The 20,321-nt window shown below is 38.0% G+C and carries 19 protein-coding genes; 11 read left to right on the top strand and 8 right to left on the bottom strand.

Going from position 1 to position 20,321, the window contains the following annotated elements:
* Positions 1–4: 4 nt before the first annotated feature.
* Positions 5–814 carry a glycogen/starch synthase gene (locus P0077_RS09620; protein WP_194525639.1) on the bottom strand — a complete coding sequence of 270 codons (810 nt, stop codon included), beginning with the start codon at positions 812–814 and terminating at the stop codon, positions 5–7.
* 107 nt (positions 815–921) lie between these two features.
* Here P0077_RS09620 and panC point away from each other — a divergent pair, with 107 nt between their 5' ends.
* The 5 genes from panC (at position 922) to radA (ending at position 5,699) form a co-directional block, all read left to right on the top strand.
* Entirely contained in the window at positions 922–1,764 is an 843-nt protein-coding gene (gene panC, locus P0077_RS09615) for a pantoate--beta-alanine ligase (RefSeq protein WP_276168963.1), read from the top strand.
* 17 nt (positions 1,765–1,781) lie between these two features.
* Positions 1,782–2,132: an aspartate 1-decarboxylase gene (gene panD / locus P0077_RS09610; RefSeq protein ID WP_276168962.1), complete on the top strand. Its 351-nt coding sequence runs from the start codon at positions 1,782–1,784 to the stop codon at positions 2,130–2,132.
* A 2-nt stretch (positions 2,133–2,134) separates the two neighbouring features.
* Entirely contained in the window at positions 2,135–3,100 is a 966-nt protein-coding gene (locus P0077_RS09605) for a lysylphosphatidylglycerol synthase transmembrane domain-containing protein (RefSeq protein WP_276168961.1), read from the top strand.
* Between the two features lie 27 nt (positions 3,101–3,127).
* Positions 3,128–4,270: an alpha/beta hydrolase gene (locus P0077_RS09600; protein WP_276168960.1), complete on the top strand. Its 1,143-nt coding sequence runs from the start codon at positions 3,128–3,130 to the stop codon at positions 4,268–4,270.
* 67 nt (positions 4,271–4,337) lie between these two features.
* Entirely contained in the window at positions 4,338–5,699 is a 1,362-nt protein-coding gene (gene radA, locus P0077_RS09595) for a DNA repair protein RadA (RefSeq protein WP_276168959.1), read from the top strand.
* Positions 5,700–5,835: 136 nt separating this feature from the next.
* On the opposite strand, the gene P0077_RS09590 is transcribed toward radA, so the two are convergent.
* Together P0077_RS09590 and P0077_RS09585 are read right to left on the bottom strand one after the other, a co-directional pair.
* Positions 5,836–6,876: an NADP(H)-dependent aldo-keto reductase gene (locus tag P0077_RS09590; protein ID WP_276169188.1), complete on the bottom strand. Its 1,041-nt coding sequence runs from the start codon at positions 6,874–6,876 to the stop codon at positions 5,836–5,838.
* A 148-nt stretch (positions 6,877–7,024) separates the two neighbouring features.
* Positions 7,025–7,792 (bottom strand): exodeoxyribonuclease III, encoded by a 768-nt coding sequence (locus P0077_RS09585; protein ID WP_276168958.1) that lies wholly within the window; start codon positions 7,790–7,792, stop codon positions 7,025–7,027.
* 94 nt (positions 7,793–7,886) lie between these two features.
* On the opposite strand from P0077_RS09585, the gene P0077_RS09580 reads away from it, so the two are divergent.
* Positions 7,887–9,968 (top strand): TonB-dependent receptor family protein, encoded by a 2,082-nt coding sequence (locus P0077_RS09580; protein ID WP_276168957.1) that lies wholly within the window; start codon positions 7,887–7,889, stop codon positions 9,966–9,968.
* Here the strand turns inward: P0077_RS09580 and P0077_RS09575 are convergent.
* Both P0077_RS09575 and P0077_RS09570 read right to left on the bottom strand, forming a co-directional pair.
* A complete protein-coding gene (locus P0077_RS09575) occupies positions 9,965–11,521 on the bottom strand; it encodes a glycine--tRNA ligase (protein WP_276168956.1) in 1,557 nt (518 codons plus the stop codon). The genes P0077_RS09580 and P0077_RS09575 overlap by 4 nt on opposite strands.
* Positions 11,522–11,558: 37 nt before the next feature.
* A complete protein-coding gene (locus P0077_RS09570) occupies positions 11,559–12,455 on the bottom strand; it encodes a DUF8428 domain-containing protein (protein WP_276168955.1) in 897 nt (298 codons plus the stop codon).
* A gap of 56 nt (positions 12,456–12,511) precedes the next feature.
* Here P0077_RS09570 and P0077_RS09565 point away from each other — a divergent pair, with 56 nt between their 5' ends.
* Positions 12,512–13,207, top strand: a complete 696-nt coding sequence (locus P0077_RS09565) for a ComF family protein (protein ID WP_276168954.1) — start codon at positions 12,512–12,514, stop codon at positions 13,205–13,207.
* Between the two features lie 86 nt (positions 13,208–13,293).
* Complete coding sequence (locus P0077_RS09560) at positions 13,294–14,868, top strand: Ig-like domain-containing domain (RefSeq protein WP_276168953.1); 1,575 nt, start codon at positions 13,294–13,296, stop codon at positions 14,866–14,868.
* Here P0077_RS09560 and P0077_RS09555 read toward each other — a convergent pair.
* Genes P0077_RS09555 through P0077_RS09545 form a run of 3 tightly spaced genes read right to left on the bottom strand, consistent with a single transcriptional unit; the run spans position 14,855 to position 16,738 of the window.
* Positions 14,855–15,628, bottom strand: coding sequence for an amidohydrolase (locus P0077_RS09555; RefSeq protein WP_276168952.1), 774 nt, complete (start codon positions 15,626–15,628; stop codon positions 14,855–14,857). The two genes, P0077_RS09560 and P0077_RS09555, sit on opposite strands and share 14 nt — an antisense overlap.
* Before the next feature lie 8 nt (positions 15,629–15,636).
* Entirely contained in the window at positions 15,637–16,254 is a 618-nt protein-coding gene (locus P0077_RS09550) for an NUDIX hydrolase (protein WP_276168951.1), read from the bottom strand.
* 10 nt (positions 16,255–16,264) lie between these two features.
* Positions 16,265–16,738 carry an ankyrin repeat domain-containing protein gene (locus P0077_RS09545; protein ID WP_276168950.1) on the bottom strand — a complete coding sequence of 158 codons (474 nt, stop codon included), beginning with the start codon at positions 16,736–16,738 and terminating at the stop codon, positions 16,265–16,267.
* A gap of 483 nt (positions 16,739–17,221) precedes the next feature.
* On the opposite strand from P0077_RS09545, the gene P0077_RS09540 reads away from it, so the two are divergent.
* The 3 genes from P0077_RS09540 to P0077_RS09530 all read left to right on the top strand — a co-directional run bounded on the left by P0077_RS09540 (position 17,222) and on the right by P0077_RS09530 (position 20,309).
* The gene (locus P0077_RS09540; protein WP_276168949.1) at positions 17,222–19,426 is read left to right on the top strand and encodes a PAS domain-containing sensor histidine kinase; all 2,205 of its coding nucleotides are present in this window, start codon (positions 17,222–17,224) and stop codon (positions 19,424–19,426) included.
* On the top strand, positions 19,423–19,839 hold the full coding sequence (locus tag P0077_RS09535; RefSeq protein ID WP_276168948.1) for a response regulator: 417 nt from the start codon (positions 19,423–19,425) through the stop codon (positions 19,837–19,839). The genes P0077_RS09540 and P0077_RS09535 overlap by 4 nt, the downstream gene beginning before the upstream one ends.
* Before the next feature lie 77 nt (positions 19,840–19,916).
* Positions 19,917–20,309 carry a response regulator gene (locus P0077_RS09530; RefSeq protein WP_276168947.1) on the top strand — a complete coding sequence of 131 codons (393 nt, stop codon included), beginning with the start codon at positions 19,917–19,919 and terminating at the stop codon, positions 20,307–20,309.
* The last annotated feature ends 12 nt before the right edge of the window (positions 20,310–20,321 follow it).

The following is a 20,321-nucleotide window of genomic DNA, read 5'->3' as shown; positions in this document are numbered from 1 at the left end:
CGGGCTATTTTAAAACTTCAGTGTTATAAAAATTGGCATACGCCTCCTCAAATTCTTGCAAGGAAACATACGGCAACACAGGTTTTTCTAGGTTGGATATATGACTCTGTAAATCTTCCGGAATTTCTTCCGCTGCTAAAATAACGGCATCAGAATGATCTACGGCTATCTTTAACAAATTATTATAGGTAGGAGTTTTTAACGCCTCAATACTATCTTCAGATATGCCATCAAAAGCAACTTTCTTGATCATATCAGAATCAAGCTCACCATCAAAAGACTTACCGTAAACTGAAGTAACTATTTTACTGGCATCAAACAATGGCTCGTCTGCATAATACTTCTTTAGATACAAAGGCAACAAAGAAGCCATCCATCCATGAACGTGAATTATATCTGGGGACCAGTTTAACTTTTTAACCGTTTCAACAACTCCTTTAGCAAAGAAAATTGCTCTCTGGTCATTGTCCGGAAACAAATTACCATCTGCATCTGCAAACGTAGCTTTGCGCTTAAAGTACTCATCATTATCTATAAAATAGACCTGAATGCGCTCGCGAGGTATGGAGGCCACTTTTATTATCAGAGGCATATCCATATCATTAATAACGAGATTCATCCCAGACAAACGAATAACTTCATGAAGCTGATGCCTACGTTCGTTTATATTACCATATCTTGGCATAAAAATCCGTATCTGGCCGCCATTGCTATTTACCATCCTAGGAGTTTCATAAGACATTAGGGAAACTTCGTTCTGTGGAAGATAGGGTACTAACTCCGACGACACGAACAATATCTTTTTGCCATTCATATATGCAATGTTTTTTTATTTATTTGGTACAACGTGGCTGCAAAATTACAAAAATTCTACAGATTAGCCGTAATTATAGTAAGTTTGCTCGCTTTTAAACCAAACCTATGTTGGTATTCAAAACTAAAAAAGAACTCTTAGACCATATTTCCACCCTGCCAAAAACCAATGGATTAGGACTTGTACCCACTATGGGAGCACTCCACACGGGGCATGCCTCTTTAGTTCAAAAGGCCGTTGATGAAAATGAGACCGTTGTAGTTAGTATTTTTGTAAACCCTACACAGTTTGATAATAAGGAGGATCTAGCAAAATATCCGCACACTTTTGATGCCGATTTGGAATTACTTTCAAGTGTTTCAGATGACATTCTTGTTTTTTCTCCCTCTGCAGACGAAGTATATGACAAAAAGATAAAAGCCAAAAAATATAATTTTGAAGGCTTGGATACGGTTATGGAAGGTGCATTTAGAGATGACCACTTTAACGGTGTAGGCACTATTGTTGAAGCCCTCCTATTACTAGTAACACCAAACCGGGCATACTTTGGGGAAAAAGATTTTCAACAGCTACAAATCATAAAAAAGCTTGTAAAACAACAACAAATTCCCGTAGAAATAGTGGGCTGCCCAATTGTAAGGGAACCCCATGGCCTGGCTATGAGTTCACGGAATGAAAGATTATCTCCAGAACTACGACAAAAAGCTTCGTTCATATATCATACACTCCTCACTGCCAAAGAAAAATTTGGCACGAAAAGTGCTGATTATGTACTGAATTGGATTAGAGAAAAGTTTGGCGAACAGGAAAAATTGGAACTGGAATATATTGAAATAGCCGATGTAGAAACCCTAAGCCCAATCACAACAAAAAAAGAAAATATAAAATATAGAGCTTTTATTGCCGTTTATGCCGATGGCGTTAGACTAATAGATAATATTGCTCTATAATTAATTACCTTTGTCACATGCAAATAGAAGTTGTAAAGTCCAAGATTCACCGTGTAAAAGTCACTGGAGCCGATTTAAATTATATCGGTAGCATTACCATTGATGAAGATTTAATGGATGCAGCCAATATTATTAGAGGCGAAAAAGTGCAAATTGTTAACAATAACAATGGCGAACGGCTAGAAACCTACGCTATTCCGGGACAACGAAATAGTGGCGAAATCACTTTAAACGGTGCTGCGGCCAGAAAAGTAGCTGTTGGCGATATTCTTATTTTGATTACCTACGGAAGAATGGATATTGAAGAAGCCAAAACATTTAATCCTTCGTTAGTTTTCCCTAATGAGCAAACCAATTTGCTAAAATAGCCTTGAACGAAAATATTAAAAAGGTACTAAAAACAGCACTCCCAATCGTCTTGGGAGTTTTTTTAGTTTGGTATTCCTACCAAAAGACCTCACCAGAAGACAGAACACAGATATTATTTTACATAAAGGAAGCAAACCTTCTTTGGGTAGGCCTTTCCATTTTTTTAGGTATGCTCGGGCATATCTCACGAGCCGTTCGCTGGAATTTTCTATTGGAACCCCTAGGTTACAGACCCAAGGTCATTAATAACGTATTCATTCTTCTAATGGCATATTTTGCCAACTTGGGCATCCCTAGAACAGGCGAAATACTAAGAGCTACCGCACTCACCAGTTATGAAGACGTACCCTTTGAAAAAGGATTTGGAACCATAGTAACGGAGCGCGTTATTGATGTAATTATGCTACTATTGATCATTGGTCTAACCTTAATACTTCAAACAGACAGTATTTTAGGCTTTTTACAAGAAAAAGGATTCAATATGAAAGGCTTACTAATATTAATGGGCGCAGGAATTATTGGACTTGTCTTCTTTTTTATCTTCATTAAACAATCATCGCACGCCATAGCGGTTAAAATTAAAGGCTTCGTAAAAGGTCTTATGGAAGGTGTTTTTAGCATTTTTAAAATGAAAAAGAAATGGGCATTTGTACTACATACTCTTTTCATCTGGGGCTGTTATATTGGCATGCTTTGGGTTATTAAATTCACCGTTCCGGAAACCATTAGCCTTTCCTTAAGTGAGTTGATGGTAGCTTTTGTAGCAGGATCGTTTGCCATGACCGCCACCAATGGCGGAATCGGCCTCTATCCTATTGCCGTAAGCAGTGCATTAACCATTTTTGGTATTAGTGCTGTCTCGGGCGATGCCTTTGGGTGGATTATGTGGATAGCACAAACTCTAATGATAGTCGTTTTTGGGGCAATATCTTTTCTGGTATTACCGTTATTCAACAGAAACCGATAAGGTTTTGTTGTACCCAAAAACTGAACCATGTTACGCAAACTTACTTTTTTTGCATGCCTACTATGCGCTTCTCTAAACGCACAAGTCACACAAGAGATTTTTGAATCGTTCAAATTACAGGAAAGACGCGATGTAAAATACTACTTTCCAGAAGATTATGATGAAGAAAAAAAATACCCCCTAATTGTTGTACTAGATGGGGAATATCTCTTTGACCAAGTAGTTGCCAACGCTAAATTTTACCATAAGTTTCATGGCATGCCAGCTAGTATTGTTGTTGGTATAGAGCAAAGCAAAAAGAGTATCCGTTTTGACGATTGCGCTTTTGAACCAGACTCTGGACTTCCCTCCGAAAAGGCAAAAAAATTCTTTGAGTTTTTAGGAATGGAAATCATACCATACCTTGACCTTAACTACAGTACCGCACCATTTAAAATGATTGTGGGTTATGACATAACAGCCAACTTTACCAACTACTGGCTCTTTAAGGAGAATTCGCTTTTCAATGCGTATATAAATATTTCCCCTACTTTGGCTCCGGAGATGGAAACCAGGGTTCCGTCACGTTTGGCAGCGTTTGACAAACAAATTTTTTATGAATTGATCGTTGAGGGCGAAAAGAACAAAAACACGCCCAGAATTCTTCAAATGAACCAAGCTATTAAAGCTATCGAAAAAGAATCGCTTCATTATAACTTTCAGCAATATGATGGTGCCGACCATATTTCTGTAGCCACCTATGGCCTAGGAAAGGCTTTTGATAATATCTTTGGCATGTTCAAGCCTATTAGCCCAAAAGAATACAAAGAACAAATACTAACCTCAGAAGACCCTGTTTTTCAGTACCTAGAAAACAAATACCAGAGTATTGAAGATTTATTCGGATTTAAAAAAACGGTTGACCTTAACGATATCATGGCCGTTTATGCTGCATGCCGAAAAAAAGAAGATACCGAGTCTTTAAAACCGCTTTCAGACCTTTGTAAAAAGGAATTCCCTGAAACTATGATGGGCTTTTATTTTGAAGGCGAATATTATGAGCAATTAGGTGAACCTAAGAAAGCGTTCAAAACCTTTGAAAAAGCTTTCGCCATGGATGAAATAGATTTCTTGACCAAAGAAATGGCCTTAGAGAAAATAGATGCTTTGAAGGCTGATTTTGGATACTAAATCAAGCTACATATCCGCATAAATATCAAACAAATTTTTACCTTTAGGCCAATCTTCAAACTAAGATATGGCCAAAACAAAAACCGCATTTTTCTGCCAGAACTGTGGCACTCAATATGCCAAATGGGTGGGACAATGTTCCGCTTGCAAAGAATGGAACACTGTAGTTGAAGAGGTTGTTCAAAAGGAAGAAAAAACAAGCTGGAAGGCCAATACAACTCCCCTAAAAAAAATAGCGAAACCCTTACGTGTTAATGAAATCAGCACGGATAAGGAACTACGGCTAAATACATTTGACCTGGAATTCAACCGCGTATTGGGCGGCGGTCTAGTGCCCGGCGCATTAGTTTTGTTAGGCGGTGAACCTGGTGTTGGTAAAAGTACATTGCTTCTACAGATAGCCTTAAAACTTCCGTATAAAACTTTATATGTCTCGGGAGAGGAAAGTCAAAAACAGATTAAAATGCGAGCGGATAGAATTCATCCGAATAGCGAAACCTGCTTTATACTTACAGAAACCAAGACCCAAAATATCTTTAAACAAATAGAATCTACAGAACCGGATATTGTTGTTATCGATTCAATTCAGACATTACATTCCGATTATATAGAATCTGCTGCCGGGAGTATTTCCCAAATACGGGAATGTACCGCAGAACTTATCAAATTTGCCAAAGAGACAAATACACCTGTTATTCTCATTGGCCATATTACCAAAGACGGTTCCATAGCCGGGCCTAAAATCTTGGAACATATGGTTGATACCGTATTACAGTTTGAAGGTGATCGCAACTATGTGTATCGCATTCTACGTTCTCTGAAAAATAGATTTGGCTCAACTGCAGAACTTGGAATCTATGAAATGCAAGGTAGTGGACTGCGCCAAGTGAACAATCCATCTGAAATATTAATTTCCAAGAACGATGAAGGCCTAAGCGGAACGGCCATAGCATCTACTGTAGAAGGTATGCGGCCTCTTATGATAGAAATACAGGCTTTGGTAAGTACGGCAGTTTATGGAACTCCGCAGCGCTCCACCACAGGTTACAATGCCAAGCGACTGAATATGCTGTTGGCAGTACTTGAAAAACGAGCAGGTTTTAAATTAGGAGCGAAAGATGTTTTCTTAAATATTACTGGAGGTATTTCTGTAGATGATCCCGCCATTGATCTTGCCGTAATTGCCGCAATACTTTCCAGCAACGAAGATATTCCTATAGAAAAAGGAGTTTGTTTTGCCGCAGAAGTTGGTCTAGCAGGTGAGATTAGACCTGTACAAAGAGTTGACCAAAGAATTTCGGAGGCAGAGAAATTAGGCTTCACCTCTATTTATGTTTCCAAGAACAACAAAATCGCCTTAAAAAACACAAAAATAGAAATCCATCTTGTTGCAAAAATAGAGGATATGGTCAGCTCCTTATTTGGCTAACCAAGCTAATTAACACAACTATTTATCTCTTATCCCGCAGAATACGGGCAGTAACCATTATAATTAAGATTACTGCCACTATTACTATAATTTGACCGAAGCCTACTTTTAAAAAGAACATAATGTCTGTTTCCGTTTATGGCGCAGGGTTAGGAATAGAATTATGTATTGCCTCAATACCCTCAAGCACTTCTTCACTTAATTTTAGGTCTATACTTGCAATATTTTCCTGCAATTGTTTCATTGATGTAGCACCAATAATGGTACTGGTCACGAATGGCCTTGTATTCACAAAAGCCAGAGCCATTTGCGCCATAGAAAGTCCGTGTTTCTCCGCTAGGTCATGATACTGTTCGGTTGCTTTAACTGCTGCCTCACTACTATATCTACTGTAATTAGGAAATAGCGTAATCCTGCCCGTAGCAGGTTTCATACCGCCCAAATATTTTCCGGACAAGGTTCCAAAACCCATTGGGGAATAAGCCAAAAGACCTATTTTTTCACGTAATGAAATTTCTGAAAGCCCTACTTCAAACTGACGGTTTAAAAGACTATATGGATTCTGAATGGTTATAGCTCGCGGAAGACTAGCATGCACTTTGCTTTCCGTTAAGAAACGCATAGTTCCCCATGGCGTTTCATTAGATATACCCACATGTCTAATTTTTCCTTCGCGAATTAAATCTCGCATGGTCTCCAACACTTGGTGAATATTATCCTTCCAATGGTCAGAGATGTCATGTTTATATCCTCTTTTTCCAAAATAATTGGTATTTCTTTCAGGCCAATGCAATTGATATAAATCAATATAATCTGTCTGCAACCGTTCTAAACTACCTTCAACGGCACTACGTATGGCATCCGGAGAAAATCCGTTGGTCCGTATAAATTTTGTAAACTCGGCCTTACCTGCGATTTTAGTTCCCAGAACCACTTTATCGCGGTTTCCGTTTTTCTTAAACCAGGTTCCAATGATTTTTTCGGTGGCAGAATGACGGTCAGGATGCGCAGGTACAGGATAGAGCTCTGCCGTATCAAAGAAATTAACTCCTTTTTGAAGGGCATAGTCCATCTGTTCATGACCTTCTGCTTCCGTATTCTGCTTGCCCCAGGTCATTGTACCAAGGCAAATTTTACTGACTTCTATATCAGTGTAGGGTAGGGTAGTATTTTTCATGTATTCTTTGGGGTATTTTGGGGTGCTATTTTTCAAAAAGCCCAAATTTAAGCAATTTGAAGGGTTACAAAAAACCCCTTACCGATTGTTCTCTAAAATTCGCCGAAATACTTATTTCAATAGGAATGAATACAACCGATTCACTGGCTTAAGGCGTATCAATTTCAACTAAAATAGGACAATGATCGCTATGTTTTGCTTCTGACAAGATTACCGATCTTTTTAATCTATCTCTTAATGGTTCTGCAACCATGGCATAATCCAAACGCCATCCTTTATTGTTGTTTCTGGCATTTGCCCGGTAACTCCACCACGTATAATTATCAGGTTCTTTGTTAAAATGACGAAAGCTATCAATAAATCCGCTTTCCATAAAGCCACCTATCCACTCACGTTCTACAGGTAAAAACCCGGAAACATTTTTATTACGCACAGGGTCATGGATATCTATAGCTTCATGACAAATATTATAATCGCCTAAAACAATTAGGTTAGGTCGTGTTTTTCTAAGGTCGTCCGCATACTTTTGAAAATCTGCCATGTACATTAGCTTATGATCCAACCGAGCTAAATTTGTACCAGAGGGCAAATACATGCTCATTATTGAAACATCTCCAAAATCTGCCCTAATATTTCGGCCTTCAAAATCCATATAATCTATACCCGTTCCTTTTTGAATGGTATCCGGTTGTTTTTTTGATAGGATTGCAGTACCGCTATACCCTTTCTTCTGAGCGCTAAACCAATAATTATAGGCATACCCCGCTTCTTCAAAAAGAGATAGATCTAATTGCTCTTCCATTGCCTTTATTTCCTGTAGACAAACCACATCAGGCCCAACAGTTTGCAACCATTCTATAAAACCTTTGTTAATTGCGGCACGGATGCCGTTTACATTGTAGGATACTATTTTCACGTCTTTTGTTTTTTTGCGTTACGAAAATAAGCATTGTGTGCAAAGATGCCCTGTGAGTTTGTTAATTTTAGCCACTTCAAATAAATAATCACCTATGAGATATATTTTTGTGGTCCTGTTAGCAGTTATATGTGTACATTTTACAAACGCTCAGAGCCAATCAAAAAAAGATAGTATTACCCGTTTGGAAGGTGTAACTATCACAGATACGGTTTTACCCAAAACAGCAACCGGCATTATAGCTTCGGCAAAAGTAACCTCAGAAAATATTCAAAACTATAGTCCTGTTGATATGGTATCCGCCATAAACGAAATACCCGGTGTATTTGTTCTCTCGGGAGCTTTAAACACCAATAAAATTACAATAAGGGGCATTGGTGCCCGCGCGCAATACGGAACGGACAAGCTTAATCTTTACTATAATGAGATTCCCCTGACCAATGGCACCGGGACTTCTACCATTGAAGCGTACGACCTAGAAAACCTAGAAGGCATAGAAGTAATTAAAGGCCCTAAAGGAACCGCCTATGGCTCAGGACTTGGTGGCGCTATCATTTTGCACTCTCCAGAAAATACCAATAAAGAATCTCAATTTAAAAATAATTTTACCTTAGGTTCCTATGGATTGAAAAAGAACAATCTTATGTTTTCCCATTCAGACTCAAAACTTTCATTAAAAGTTAGTTACGGACATATGGAAACGGACGGGTACCGTGAGAACAATAAGTTTGAGCGTGATGGGGTTCTCATTAACACCTCATACCAAATCAACCCTAAAAACAAAATTTCCTTTTTACTGAACCATATTGACTATTTTGCTCAAATACCAAGTTCCATAAGTAAATCTGCCATAGAAGAAGACCCGAAACAAGCTGCTTTTACTTGGAAGTCCGCCCAAGGTTTTGAAGACAACAATTATACACTAGCAGGATTGTCATTTCAGCATAAATTCAGTACAAAATTAGAAAATACAACTAGCGTTTTCTACACCTATCTTGATCATTATGAGCCCAGGCCGTTCAACATTCTGGATGAAATAACTAATGGCTATGGCTTTAGAACACGCTTTCTAGGAAGTTTTGATTTTCTTCAGAAAAAAGCAGAATACACTTTTGGAGCTGAATTATATAAAGACGAATACAATTGGGGCACGTTTGAAAATTTATACGAAGACAATAATGGAAATGGCAGTTTACTTGGGCAACAACTAAGCGACAATAAAGAGTTTCGTAGAAAATTCAACGCCTTCAGCACTTTAACACTACCCTTAAATGATAAATTTACAGCGCAAATAGGACTTAACATTAACAAAACACATTACGATTTTAGGGATAAATTCAATTCGGGCGCCAACAACAAAAATGCAAAAAGGAACTTTGATGTCATTGCCCTGCCTAGTCTAAACCTCAACTATGACTTTGACCAGAATTATAAAGTTTATGCCAATATAAGCCGTGGTTTCTCAAATCCAAGCCTAGAAAGGTCTTTGACACCAGAAGGAGTAATCAACCCGGATATTGCACAGGAAACAGGCATTAATTACGAACTAGGTGGTCAACTTTACTTCTTCAAAAGAAAACTTCATGTAGATATGGCCGTGTACCATATGGACATCAAAAATCTATTGGTAGACCAGCGCATTGGCGAAGATCAGTATGTTGGCAAAAATGCGGGAAGTACTAAACACCAAGGTATAGACCTAGCGTTGAGTTATACCACTTCTATCTCCTCTTGGCTTAAAATACGACCATTTATAAATTACACTTTAAGCGATTTTAGCTTTGTAGAATTTATTGATGGAGACAATGATTTCTCTGGAAACCCTTTGACCGGGGTGCCAAAACACAGATTTAATTCCGGATTGCAAATACAGGCAAATACTGGATTTTACTGGAACACCACCCACCAATATGTTGATGAAATTTCCCTTACAGATGCCAATACGCTGTACAGTGACTCTTACAATGTATGGAACACAAAACTAGGATACAGAAAACAGGTTTCCCATAGGTTCAATTTTGGATTGCACTTTGGTATCAATAATATTTTTGACACTCAATATGCCCAATCCGTACTTATCAATGCCACAGGATTTGGCGGCAGTGAACCCAGATATTTTTATCCCGGAAATGGAAGAAATTGGTATAGCAGCTTAAGCCTAGCAATTAAAATCTAGACTTCTTGCTCCTGCATTTTCATTAACCAGCTTCTCATATCAACTGCTTGGGCAATAATTCCTTTTAAGTCGGTAATAGCAACCCTCTCTTGCTCCATAGAATCTCTATGGCGAATGGTTACCGTATTATCCTCTACCGTTTGATGATCTACGGTAATACAGAAAGGCGTACCATTGGCATCTTGCCTTCTATATCTACGCCCTACGGCATCCTTCTCATCATACACCACATTAAAGTCCCACTTAAGGTCATCAATAATCTTATGAGCAATTTCAGGAAGCCCATCTTTTTTCACCAATGGAAATATTGCAGCCTTTGTAGGTGCCAAAACAGCAGGTAATTTCAAGACCGTTCTGACCGTACCATTTTCCAGTTCCTCATCTCGTAAAGAGTTAGAAAAAACAGCTAGGAACATACGATCCAAACCTATTGAGGTCTCCAATACGTACGGCACATAACTTTCTCTAGTTTCAGGGTCAAAATATTGCAATTTCTTACCTGAAAATTTCTCATGACTCGATAAATCAAAGTCTGTTCTAGAGTGTATTCCTTCAAGTTCCTTAAATCCAAAAGGAAAACGGAATTCTATATCTGCGGCAGCATCTGCATAATGTGCCAATTTTTCATGATCATGAAAACGGTAATTCTCTTGGCCAAGACCTAGCGAAAGATGCCATTTCATACGGTTCTCTTTCCATTTTTCGTACCATTCTTGCTGTGTTCCCGGTTTAATGAAATATTGCATTTCCATTTGTTCGAACTCACGCATTCTAAAAATGAACTGACGTGCTACTATTTCATTACGGAATGCTTTCCCCGTTTGGGCTATTCCAAAAGGAATTTTCATCCTACCCGTTTTCTGCACATTCAAGAAGTTTACGAAAATACCTTGTGCGGTTTCCGGACGTAAATAAAGGTCCATGGCGCTTTCTGCCGTAGCTCCCAATTTTGTTCCGAACATAAGGTTGAACTGCTTTACTTCCGTCCAATTCTTAGACCCAGACATTGGGCAAGCGATATCTAACTCTTCAATTAGTTTTTTAACATCTTCTAAATCTTCCCTTTCCAAAGATTTTCCCAACCTTTTTAGAATAGAAGTTGCTTGTTCTTGATAATCAACAACCCTAGGATTTGTAGCCAAGAACTGCTCTTTATCAAACTTATCCCCAAAACGTTTTGCTGCTTTGGTTACCTCTTTTTCAATTTTATTTTCGATTTTGGCCACATAATCCTCAACGAGCACATCTGCACGGTATCTCTTTTTGGAGTCCTTGTTATCGATTAACGGGTCACTAAAAGCATCAACATGGCCCGAAGCTTTCCAAGTAGTAGGGTGCATAAAAATAGCAGCGTCAATCCCAACAATGTTATCATTGAGCTGAACCATAGCTTTCCACCAGTATTCCCTTATATTCTTTTTGAGTTCCGAACCGTTCTGCGCGTAGTCGTAAACAGCACTTAACCCATCATATATTTCACTGGATTGGAATACATAACCATATTCCTTTGCATGGGAAATTACCCTCTTAAAATCGTCTTCTTGTTTTGCCATGCGGCAAAAATAGAATATTAGGGCAATCGGTAAAAATTTATTTTAGTTCAAATTCACTTGAAGATAGAAGTTTCTGGTTTTCAAAAACGTTCAATCTATAGATACCTTCCCCTAAAGAACCCTGCGGCAAGGTAATGAAGTCACACACATTGGTCTCCTCACCGCTAAATGTAAACTCTACTCGTTTACTGTAAATATTACCATTTACGGCAATTGTATTTGCGTTATCCTCAATCACCCTCATATTGGAATCTAAAAACTGAAAGTAAATAACCTTCTTTGCATTTAACTCATGACCATCTGCAGCAACGGTAACGCAACCACGAAGCTTTTCTATTAATGAAGCTTTATTTGTTTTGATAGGTTTACCGGAACGCAACCTAAAGCCACTACCTTCCGTATTTTGTAACGCCAAATATTTTTTTGATTTGAGTTCTTTGTTTAACTCCGTTATTTTTTTTCTCTGAAGGGCTTCCGCTTCTGCAAGAGAACTACTTTTTCCTCTTAAAACTTCTATTTGCTTCTTTGTCTCTTCGTACTTATCGGATAGCAACATATTGTTATATCTCAAGAAATTATTCTTGAGCTTTAAACTGTCGTTCTTAGCTTCCAATCTACGAAGTTCTGTTTTATACTCTCTAAGCTTTTCTACCGTGAAGTTTAAACGACCCACAGAATCCAACAATTGTTGCACCCTATATTTTGAACTTTCCAGCTCAATTTCATTTACCTCGTTAAGAGCGGAGAGTCTATCAACATCAGTTTTCATGATGGTAAGGTCCTTTACCAACAATTCTTTTTCCTGTTCCAAGAAAACGATCTGACTTCTAGATTGCGCATAGCTATAGTAAAATGCTATCAAGATACCTATGATAACCGCAACCAGTGCAGCAAGTATTATTTTGTAGTTAAATTTAGTATCTTGAACGTCCATTGGGGCGTGTGGGGCTTTTAAGTAGGTTGCACTAGGGCAAAAGTTTGGTCTTTAAAATGTTAGCAAATATACTAAATGATATTAATTCGGTCTTAGCACCAAGGGTATGTTTTGGATGTAATGTTCATTTAAACAGAGGAGAGAAACTCATCTGTACCATTTGCCGAAACGATTTGCCACTTACCGATTATACTTTTAACGATGAAAACCCTGTTGACCGTATATTTTATGGCAGAATTAACATAAAAAAAGCAAGTTCAATGCTTTTTTTCTCCGAAAACGGGATTGTTAGAGAGCTTATTCACCATTTAAAGTACAAAAATCAAGAGGAAGTTGGCTCCTTTTTAGGCGATTGGTATGGGCAGATTCTAAAAGAAAATAAAGAACTTCACAATTCTATTGACATTATTATTCCGGTGCCGCTACACAAGAAAAAATTTAGACAACGCGGATACAATCAGGTTTCTTCATTTGCCCAACGCCTTGCTTTTCACTTAAACACAGATTACTCAGATACCATTCTGATCAAAACCGCAAATACAAAAACGCAGACAAAAAAGGGAAGAATAGGAAGATGGCAAAATATTGAAGACCTTTATATTTTGTCTGACCCCAATGCTATAAAAGGCAAAAACATACTTCTCGTAGATGACGTCATCACTACGGGAGCTACTATGGAAATTTGTGCCCGCGTACTCGCCCAAGCTCCAAATACTACAGTTTACATTACCAGTATGGCCGTGGTACCATAAGTATGGAATTAAAGAAAATTAGTTGTTTCTTTGTGCTATAGTTTAGTCATATGGTCCGCCGGTTTTTCACCTTTCTATTTTTATTTATGATAGTTGCCGTTTTATGGCAATGTGCACGTAGAGGTAGCCCAAGTGGAGGCCCTAAAGACCTTACCCCTCCTTCTCTGACCAAAACAGAACCGGACAGTATGACCACCAATTTTAAGGCTAGCCGCATTAGGCTATATTTTGATGAGTTCATTAAACTTACGGATGTTCAGGAACAACTTATAGTTTCCCCTCCTTTAAAATATCAACCAGACATAAAACCGCAGGGAGGTGCCAGTAAATACGTAGAATTAAAATTTAAGGATACCCTACGGGAAAACACTACGTACACCTTAAATTTCGGTCAAAGTGTACAAGACAATAATGAAGGAAACCCTAGTAGTTTTTTGACTTATGTTTTTTCTACCGGAGATTATATTGATTCCTTAGACCTGACCGGAGCGGTAAAAGATGCCTTTAAGAAGAAAGCGGATGATTTTATAAGTGTTATGCTCTATGAAATTGATACGGCCTATACTGATTCTACCATTTTTAAAAGACCGCCAAACTATATTACAAACACTCTAGATAGTGCGGTTATTTTTAAACTTAAGAATTTAAAGGAAGGACAGTACAAGCTTTTTGCCCTTAAAGACGAAGCCAAGAACAATATGTTCGATCAGAACGTGGATAAAATAGCTTTTCTAAAAGACACCATTAACTTGCCTACGGATTCTACTTACGTACTTACGCTCTTCAAAGAAGTACCTAATTACAGCATGGCCGTACCAAGCCTAGTGGCTCAAAACAAGATTATTTTTGGTTATTATGGCGATGCCAGCGATGTGGAAATAAAACCTATAACCTCCATACCGGATACTGTCAAGACCAAAATACTCAAAGAAAAAGATAAGGACACCCTCAATTTCTGGTTCACACCTTATGAAATGGATTCCATTGTTTTTACGGCCACAAATGAAAGGTTGCAAATTACTGACACCTTCACTGTTAAAAACAGAAAGGTAGAGATTGACTCTATGAGATTGAATCCCAATCAAAACGGTTCGCTTAATTTTAACGACCCATTTTTTATTTCGTCCACAACACCTATCAGTTCAATAGATTCTACACTTATTTTCATAACCAATCAAGACTCCCTGGCGGTGGATTTCACCACCAAACTGGATACCATAGAGAATAAAATTGATGTTAATTTTGCTATTGAACCAAATCAAAGTTACCAGTTGGACCTACTGCCTGGCGCCATTACAGATTTCTTTGAACAACCGAACGACACTACCTCCTACTACCTATCTACTGGAAGTTATGCTGATTATGGTAATTTAAGATTCAATATTACCGGTGCGGATTATCCAATAATTGTTCAATTAACCGATGAACAAGGAAAGCTGAAGCGGGAGATTACAGCAGAAGAGCCAAAAGTATTTGAATTCAATAATCTAGAACCATCAAAGTATTTGGTTCGGGTAATTTTTGACACTAACGGCAATGGAAAATGGGATACAGGTAATTTTCTTAAACAGCAACAACCTGAAAAAATAAGCTACTACCCCGATGTAATTGAAGTACGTGCCAACTGGGAAATGGAACAAACATTTATTATTCCAGACTAAAGTGGTCTCTATCATTCAAAAACTTAAGCTTATTACGGACTTCCTCAATATGTTTCTTTGCTAATGTAGCGGTTACAATTTCTTCCTTTGAGGAAAATACCAAATCCTTCCCCAAACTATCAAACACTACTGAATGCCCTGGGTACTTGTGACCAACTTCATCCGAGCCAATTCTATTTACCCCAATACAATAGGCCATGTTTTCTATGGCACGTGCTTTTAGTAACGTATCCCAAGCGGTAATTCTAGGTTCTGGCCAGTTGGCTACATAAACCAAAACATCATAATCCTCGGTATTTCTGGCCCAAACAGGAAAACGTAAATCATAACAGACCATAGGACATATTTTAAATCCATTATAATTTACGATCAGCCGTTCATTGCCTGCCCTATACACTTTATCTTCACCGGCAAGAGTAAAGGTATGGCGCTTATCATAGATTGAAACTTTTCCGTCCGGTTCAACAAATAAAAGGCGATTTGTATACGATCCGTTCTCGTGGAAGACTACACTTCCTATTAGGGCCACCTCTTTTTCTTTGGCTTTGTCCTGCATCCAGATTAAGGTTTGCGGCCCTTCATCTTTCTCAATATTTTGAGGAGACATGGTAAAACCGGTAGTAAACATCTCCGGAAGTATAATCAAATCAACATCCGAAGAAATAGCATCAATTTTTAAGCCCAGGTCTTCCCTATTGGTTTGTGGGTCTTCCCATACCAATGAGGTTTGTACCAAGGCCACTTTAAGCTGTTCATCCATAGAAAAAGTTAATCAAAATATACATCCTTTTTATTTTCCACTACCATGGCATGTAGTTGCTTTAATTGTGATTCCAAAATACGGTCCTTTGAAAGTTGGGGCAAGTCATCCAGATCAAAAAAAGCAGCTCCTTGCATATCAAAACCATGGTTGAGCTCTCCTCCGGCAACTTGGCAATAAAAACATAATTTATAGACATAAAAGGGCTGTGGCGGATGCGGATGTGACTGCTTATCATATACCGCCAAGAGCCGCACTACACTTGTATGCAATCCCGTCTCCTCTTCAATTTCCTTGGTTACACATGTTGATGGTGGGTAACCTACCTCCGCCCATCCACCGGGTATGGTCCATTTGCCATCAATACTTTCCTTAGCCATTAGAACTTGATTTTTTTCGTTCAGCACTAGTCCCCGTACATCAACCTTGGGCGTGGGATAGTCAGTAACCGGCATATAGAAATCCTTCAAGATATTTATAGGGCGATCAGCAACAGAAGCCAACAAGTCTAACGCTATTTCTTTTAGCTCCTCATACCGTTCGCGATGATATTCATCTTCGGCATAAACAAGACCTGTTTCTGCCAGAGCTTTTATACGCTTTATCTTATCTAATTGCCTCACCATTTGCTGAATATCAATCCTGAGTATTTAACAAATCTATGAGCTCAGGAACACCTTGCATCTTTGCATGATCTAATGCCGTATTGCCTCTAGCATCTTTGACAGTTGTATCCGCTCCTTTGTCCTTCAACAATTTGGCGATCTCAACCCTCTTAAACGTAGCTGCATAAATAAGGGCTGTTGCTCCCATGGAATTACGCACATCTACATTGGCCCCTTTATCTATCAACATTTGTGCTATCCCGGAAAAACCTTTAAAACAAACCCCCATCAAAGCAGTATTACCAGAAGCATCAATTGCATCTATTTTTGCTCCTTTTTCAAGTAAGAGTTCTGCTGTTTCTATTTGATCGTAATAGGTTGCTAAAATAAGGGGCGTAGAACCTCTCTGGTCAGTAACATTTACCAACTCAGGACTCTCATTAAGCATTGAACTCACCTCTTTGAGGTTACCCAAGCGTATTTCATTAAAAAATTTATCGTTCATAATCCGTAAAATATTTACTGCTTTTCAATTGTCCAAAACATAAATTTCCGACATCGTTCATTTTATAAATTTAAACAAAAGAGCCATGGTATATACTGCTGCTCCACTCTTTTATTATATCAACATTTTCTTAATTCAAATTTCCTACCTATGATACTGAACATCAGTACTATTTATTGTATAAAGATACTTATAAGGGGCAATTAGAGCATAGATAATCAATATTAAAAGATTATTTTAAAATAGATTTTCACTATATATTAATCGATTAAAACAAAACTTTTTTTAAATGAACCAAAGGAAAAAATAGGAAAACACCTTCTTATGAAGTTAAAACGAATTATTCAGATGTAATTTTGAGAGAATTTTCGTATATTATTGCCGTAATTTTTGTTAAAATCCCTTACACGTATAACACAATGCATCCTATTCATACTTACATTAGATAGATAAAACCTATTTTTACGATAAAACGAATATAAATTGCAAACTCTTTCGATAACCTCATTAATCAAAGATTCCCCCAGCGCAGTTGCTATTTTAGATACTGAACTACGCTTTGCAGGAAATTCTAGAGTCTGGCTAAATGACTTTTGCCCCGATTACGAATCTATAATCGGCGAAAATTATTACCAGGTTATACCCCACACCAAAAATATACTACAACCCATATTTGAAGAATGCCTAGAAAATGGCTCCAAAAATATGAATTCTGGTCAAAAATTCATTTACCCCAATGGCAATGAACAATGGATAAAATGGAAAATAAGTGCTTGGACAGATTCCGATGAAAAAATTGGAGGTCTTATTGTTCTTTTAGAAGATGTAACCGAAACCAAACGACGCGAAGAACTTTATGCCAAGGCCGAAGAGGTTGCCCGAATAGGTGGCTGGGAACTAGATATGACTACCAATAATATATATTGGACCGACATAACCAAGGATATACATGAAGTACCTAGGGACTACGAACCTAACTTAGAATCCGGTATTAACTTCTATAAAAAAGGAGAACACAGAGATTTAATCACCAATCTGGTCAGCAATGGAATTGCCGATGGCACCCCATGGGATACAGAACTAATAATTGTTACGGCAAAGGGAAAAGAACTCTGGGTTCGCGCTAAAGGAGAAGTTGTATTTACTGATGGTAAATGTGAACGCCTGTACGGTACCTTCCAAGATATTGACGAAAAAAAGAGAACCGAGCTTAGCCTAAGCAAAGTTAGTGAGCGGTTAGCTTTGGCTACCCAAGGAGCCAATGTTGGCATTTGGGACTATGACATGGTAAACAACCAACTCGTGTGGGACGATAATATGTACCGCCTCTACGGAATTAACAAAAATGATTTTAACGGTGAGTACGAAGCCTGGCAGGCCGGTCTACACCCTGATGATAAAAAGCGCGGGGACCAAGAGATTGCCATGGCCATATCCGGAGAAAAAGATTTTGACACCGAATTTAGAGTTATCTGGCCCAACGGAGAAGTTAGATTCATAAAGGCCACAGCGGTTACCCAAAGAGATTCTAATGGGAAAGCCATTAAAATGACAGGTACCAATTGGGACATTACGGAGCTGAAGAATAGCCAAATGATGCTCGCCAAGAGTCAAGAGTCATTTTTTGGCGCATTCGAAAATTCGGATACAGGTATGGCCATTGTAAGTATATCTGGCAAATGGATCAAAGTGAACCAAAGTCTTTGCTCTAGTCTAGGTTATAAAGAAAAGGAGCTTCTTAAATTAACTTTTCAGCAAATAACCCACCCCGAAGATTTACAGAATGATTTAGATTTACTTCACCAAACCATTGCCGGTGAAATACCCAGTTACCAGATAGGTAAACGCTATTTCCATAAGGACGGCAGTGTTATTCACGGAATATTAACGGTAACCGCAGTTAGAAACATTAACGGTAAAATTTTACATTTCATTTCTCAGATTACGGATATTACCCCGCAGATAGAAAATGAAAAGAAATTAACCCGCTTAGTAGATATTACTACGGAACAGAATGATAGTCTTTTAAACTTTGCCCATATCGTATCCCATAACTTGCGCTCCCACTCCAGCAACCTATCTATGCTCACCAATTTTCTTGTAAAAGAAAGGAGCGATAACGAGCGGAAAAATCTATTGGGAATGCTCCGCGGTGCTTCGGACAGTCTTAATGAAACCATCTTGCACCTTAATGAAGTTGTGCAGGTGAAAATTGGTGCTATTGAAAAAATGAAGGACATTAACCTTTATGAAGCTATTAAAGCCGTAGAAAAAAATCTAAATCTAATTATAAAGGAAAAAAAAGCCGTTTGCGAGATAAATGTCCCCAAAGACCTTGTTATAAAGGGCATTCCAGCATATTTAGACAGTATTATTTTAAATCTAATTACCAATAGCCTCAAATATAGTTCTCCGGAAAGACCTCCCTTAATTCAAATAAGTTCAGAGAGAAAATCAAGTCACATTAAAGTCTCATTTAAGGACAATGGCTTGGGAATAGACCTAAAGCGGCATAACGATAAGTTGTTTGGTATGTACAAAACTTTTCACCGTAACAAAGATGCCAAGGGAATTGGACTTTTCATCACAAAAAATCAAATGGAGGCCATGAACGGTAAAATTGAGGTGGAGAGCACCGTAGATGTAGGTAGTGTATTTATATTATATTTTGAAAAACCATTGACATGAGTATAACAATTTCTAAAATTAAGAGCGTGTGCATTATAGATGATGACCCAATTTTTATCTATGGCACAAAGCGCATAATGAACGAGGTGAATTTCACGGACGAAATCATTGTCTACAATGATGGCCTAGAGGCATATGAGGGTCTAAAAGAGAGGACCGAAAAAGGAGAAGAATTACCTCCTATGATTTTTTTGGACATAAATATGCCAATTATGAACGGATGGGAATTTTTAGATGAATTTGTTCAGCTACCCAATAACAATAGCGAAGAGATTACCATCTACATTATAAGTTCTTCCGTTGACCCCAGGGATATTACAAGAATTCAAGAATATGAGATTATCAATAATTACATTTTAAAACCTATTTCAATAGAGGATTTACACAATATCCTTCAAAGCATTGGCAGCTAAAAGCATTTGCTTATTTTTAAACCTTCATGAGAGCCATTTCTTTCATGAAAATTTAACCCTGTTTACCCCAAAAGTAAATGACCAAATTTGATAAAATTTGCATTGTTGATGACGATGCAATAGTTGTGTTTGGGCTAAAGCGCGCCATGCAAGCCTTAGAGTTCCCTTCTGAACCAATTGTCTATGAAAATGGACTTGACGCCATTGAAAGCGTTCAGGAAATGATTACTCAAAACACCGAGTTGCCTTCACTGATCCTTATAGATATTAATATGCCTATCATGGGCGGATGGGATTTTATTTCCGAAATGCGCGAAATCTGGCCAAAGGACAAAAAAGAGCCCGTTATCTACATGATGACCTCTTCAATAAACCCTAAAGACATAGAAACCGCAAAAAGCTTTAACCTAGAAAGCAATTATCTTATTAAGCCCATTTATGCTGATCAACTAGAGAAAATTCTTCTGTAAAATTGATTTAAG

Origin of the sequence: Zobellia alginiliquefaciens, assembly GCF_029323795.1 — a bacterium.
Lineage (GTDB): Bacteria > Bacteroidota > Bacteroidia > Flavobacteriales > Flavobacteriaceae > Zobellia > Zobellia alginiliquefaciens.
This window is presented reverse-complemented; position numbering and strand designations above follow the sequence as displayed.

What these genes read in the sequence shown, in the direction of transcription:
- P0077_RS09620 (WP_194525639.1), bottom strand. Translation starts at nt 814, where the DNA reads ATGAATGGCAAAAAGATATTGTTCGTGTCGTCGGAGTTAGTACCCTAT.
- panC (WP_276168963.1), top strand. Translation starts at nt 922, where the DNA reads ATGTTGGTATTCAAAACTAAAAAAGAACTCTTAGACCATATTTCCACC.
- panD (WP_276168962.1), top strand. Translation starts at nt 1,782, where the DNA reads ATGCAAATAGAAGTTGTAAAGTCCAAGATTCACCGTGTAAAAGTCACT.
- P0077_RS09600 (WP_276168960.1), top strand. Translation starts at nt 3,128, where the DNA reads ATGTTACGCAAACTTACTTTTTTTGCATGCCTACTATGCGCTTCTCTA.
- radA (WP_276168959.1), top strand. Translation starts at nt 4,338, where the DNA reads ATGGCCAAAACAAAAACCGCATTTTTCTGCCAGAACTGTGGCACTCAA.
- P0077_RS09590 (WP_276169188.1), bottom strand. Translation starts at nt 6,876, where the DNA reads ATGAAAAATACTACCCTACCCTACACTGATATAGAAGTCAGTAAAATT.
- P0077_RS09580 (WP_276168957.1), top strand. Translation starts at nt 7,887, where the DNA reads ATGAGATATATTTTTGTGGTCCTGTTAGCAGTTATATGTGTACATTTT.
- P0077_RS09575 (WP_276168956.1), bottom strand. Translation starts at nt 11,521, where the DNA reads ATGGCAAAACAAGAAGACGATTTTAAGAGGGTAATTTCCCATGCAAAG.
- P0077_RS09570 (WP_276168955.1), bottom strand. Translation starts at nt 12,455, where the DNA reads ATGGACGTTCAAGATACTAAATTTAACTACAAAATAATACTTGCTGCA.
- P0077_RS09565 (WP_276168954.1), top strand. Translation starts at nt 12,512, where the DNA reads ATGTTAGCAAATATACTAAATGATATTAATTCGGTCTTAGCACCAAGG.
- P0077_RS09560 (WP_276168953.1), top strand. Translation starts at nt 13,294, where the DNA reads ATGATAGTTGCCGTTTTATGGCAATGTGCACGTAGAGGTAGCCCAAGT.
- P0077_RS09555 (WP_276168952.1), bottom strand. Translation starts at nt 15,628, where the DNA reads ATGGATGAACAGCTTAAAGTGGCCTTGGTACAAACCTCATTGGTATGG.
- P0077_RS09550 (WP_276168951.1), bottom strand. Translation starts at nt 16,254, where the DNA reads ATGGTGAGGCAATTAGATAAGATAAAGCGTATAAAAGCTCTGGCAGAA.
- P0077_RS09545 (WP_276168950.1), bottom strand. Translation starts at nt 16,738, where the DNA reads ATGAACGATAAATTTTTTAATGAAATACGCTTGGGTAACCTCAAAGAG.
- P0077_RS09535 (WP_276168948.1), top strand. Translation starts at nt 19,423, where the DNA reads ATGAGTATAACAATTTCTAAAATTAAGAGCGTGTGCATTATAGATGAT.
- P0077_RS09530 (WP_276168947.1), top strand. Translation starts at nt 19,917, where the DNA reads ATGACCAAATTTGATAAAATTTGCATTGTTGATGACGATGCAATAGTT.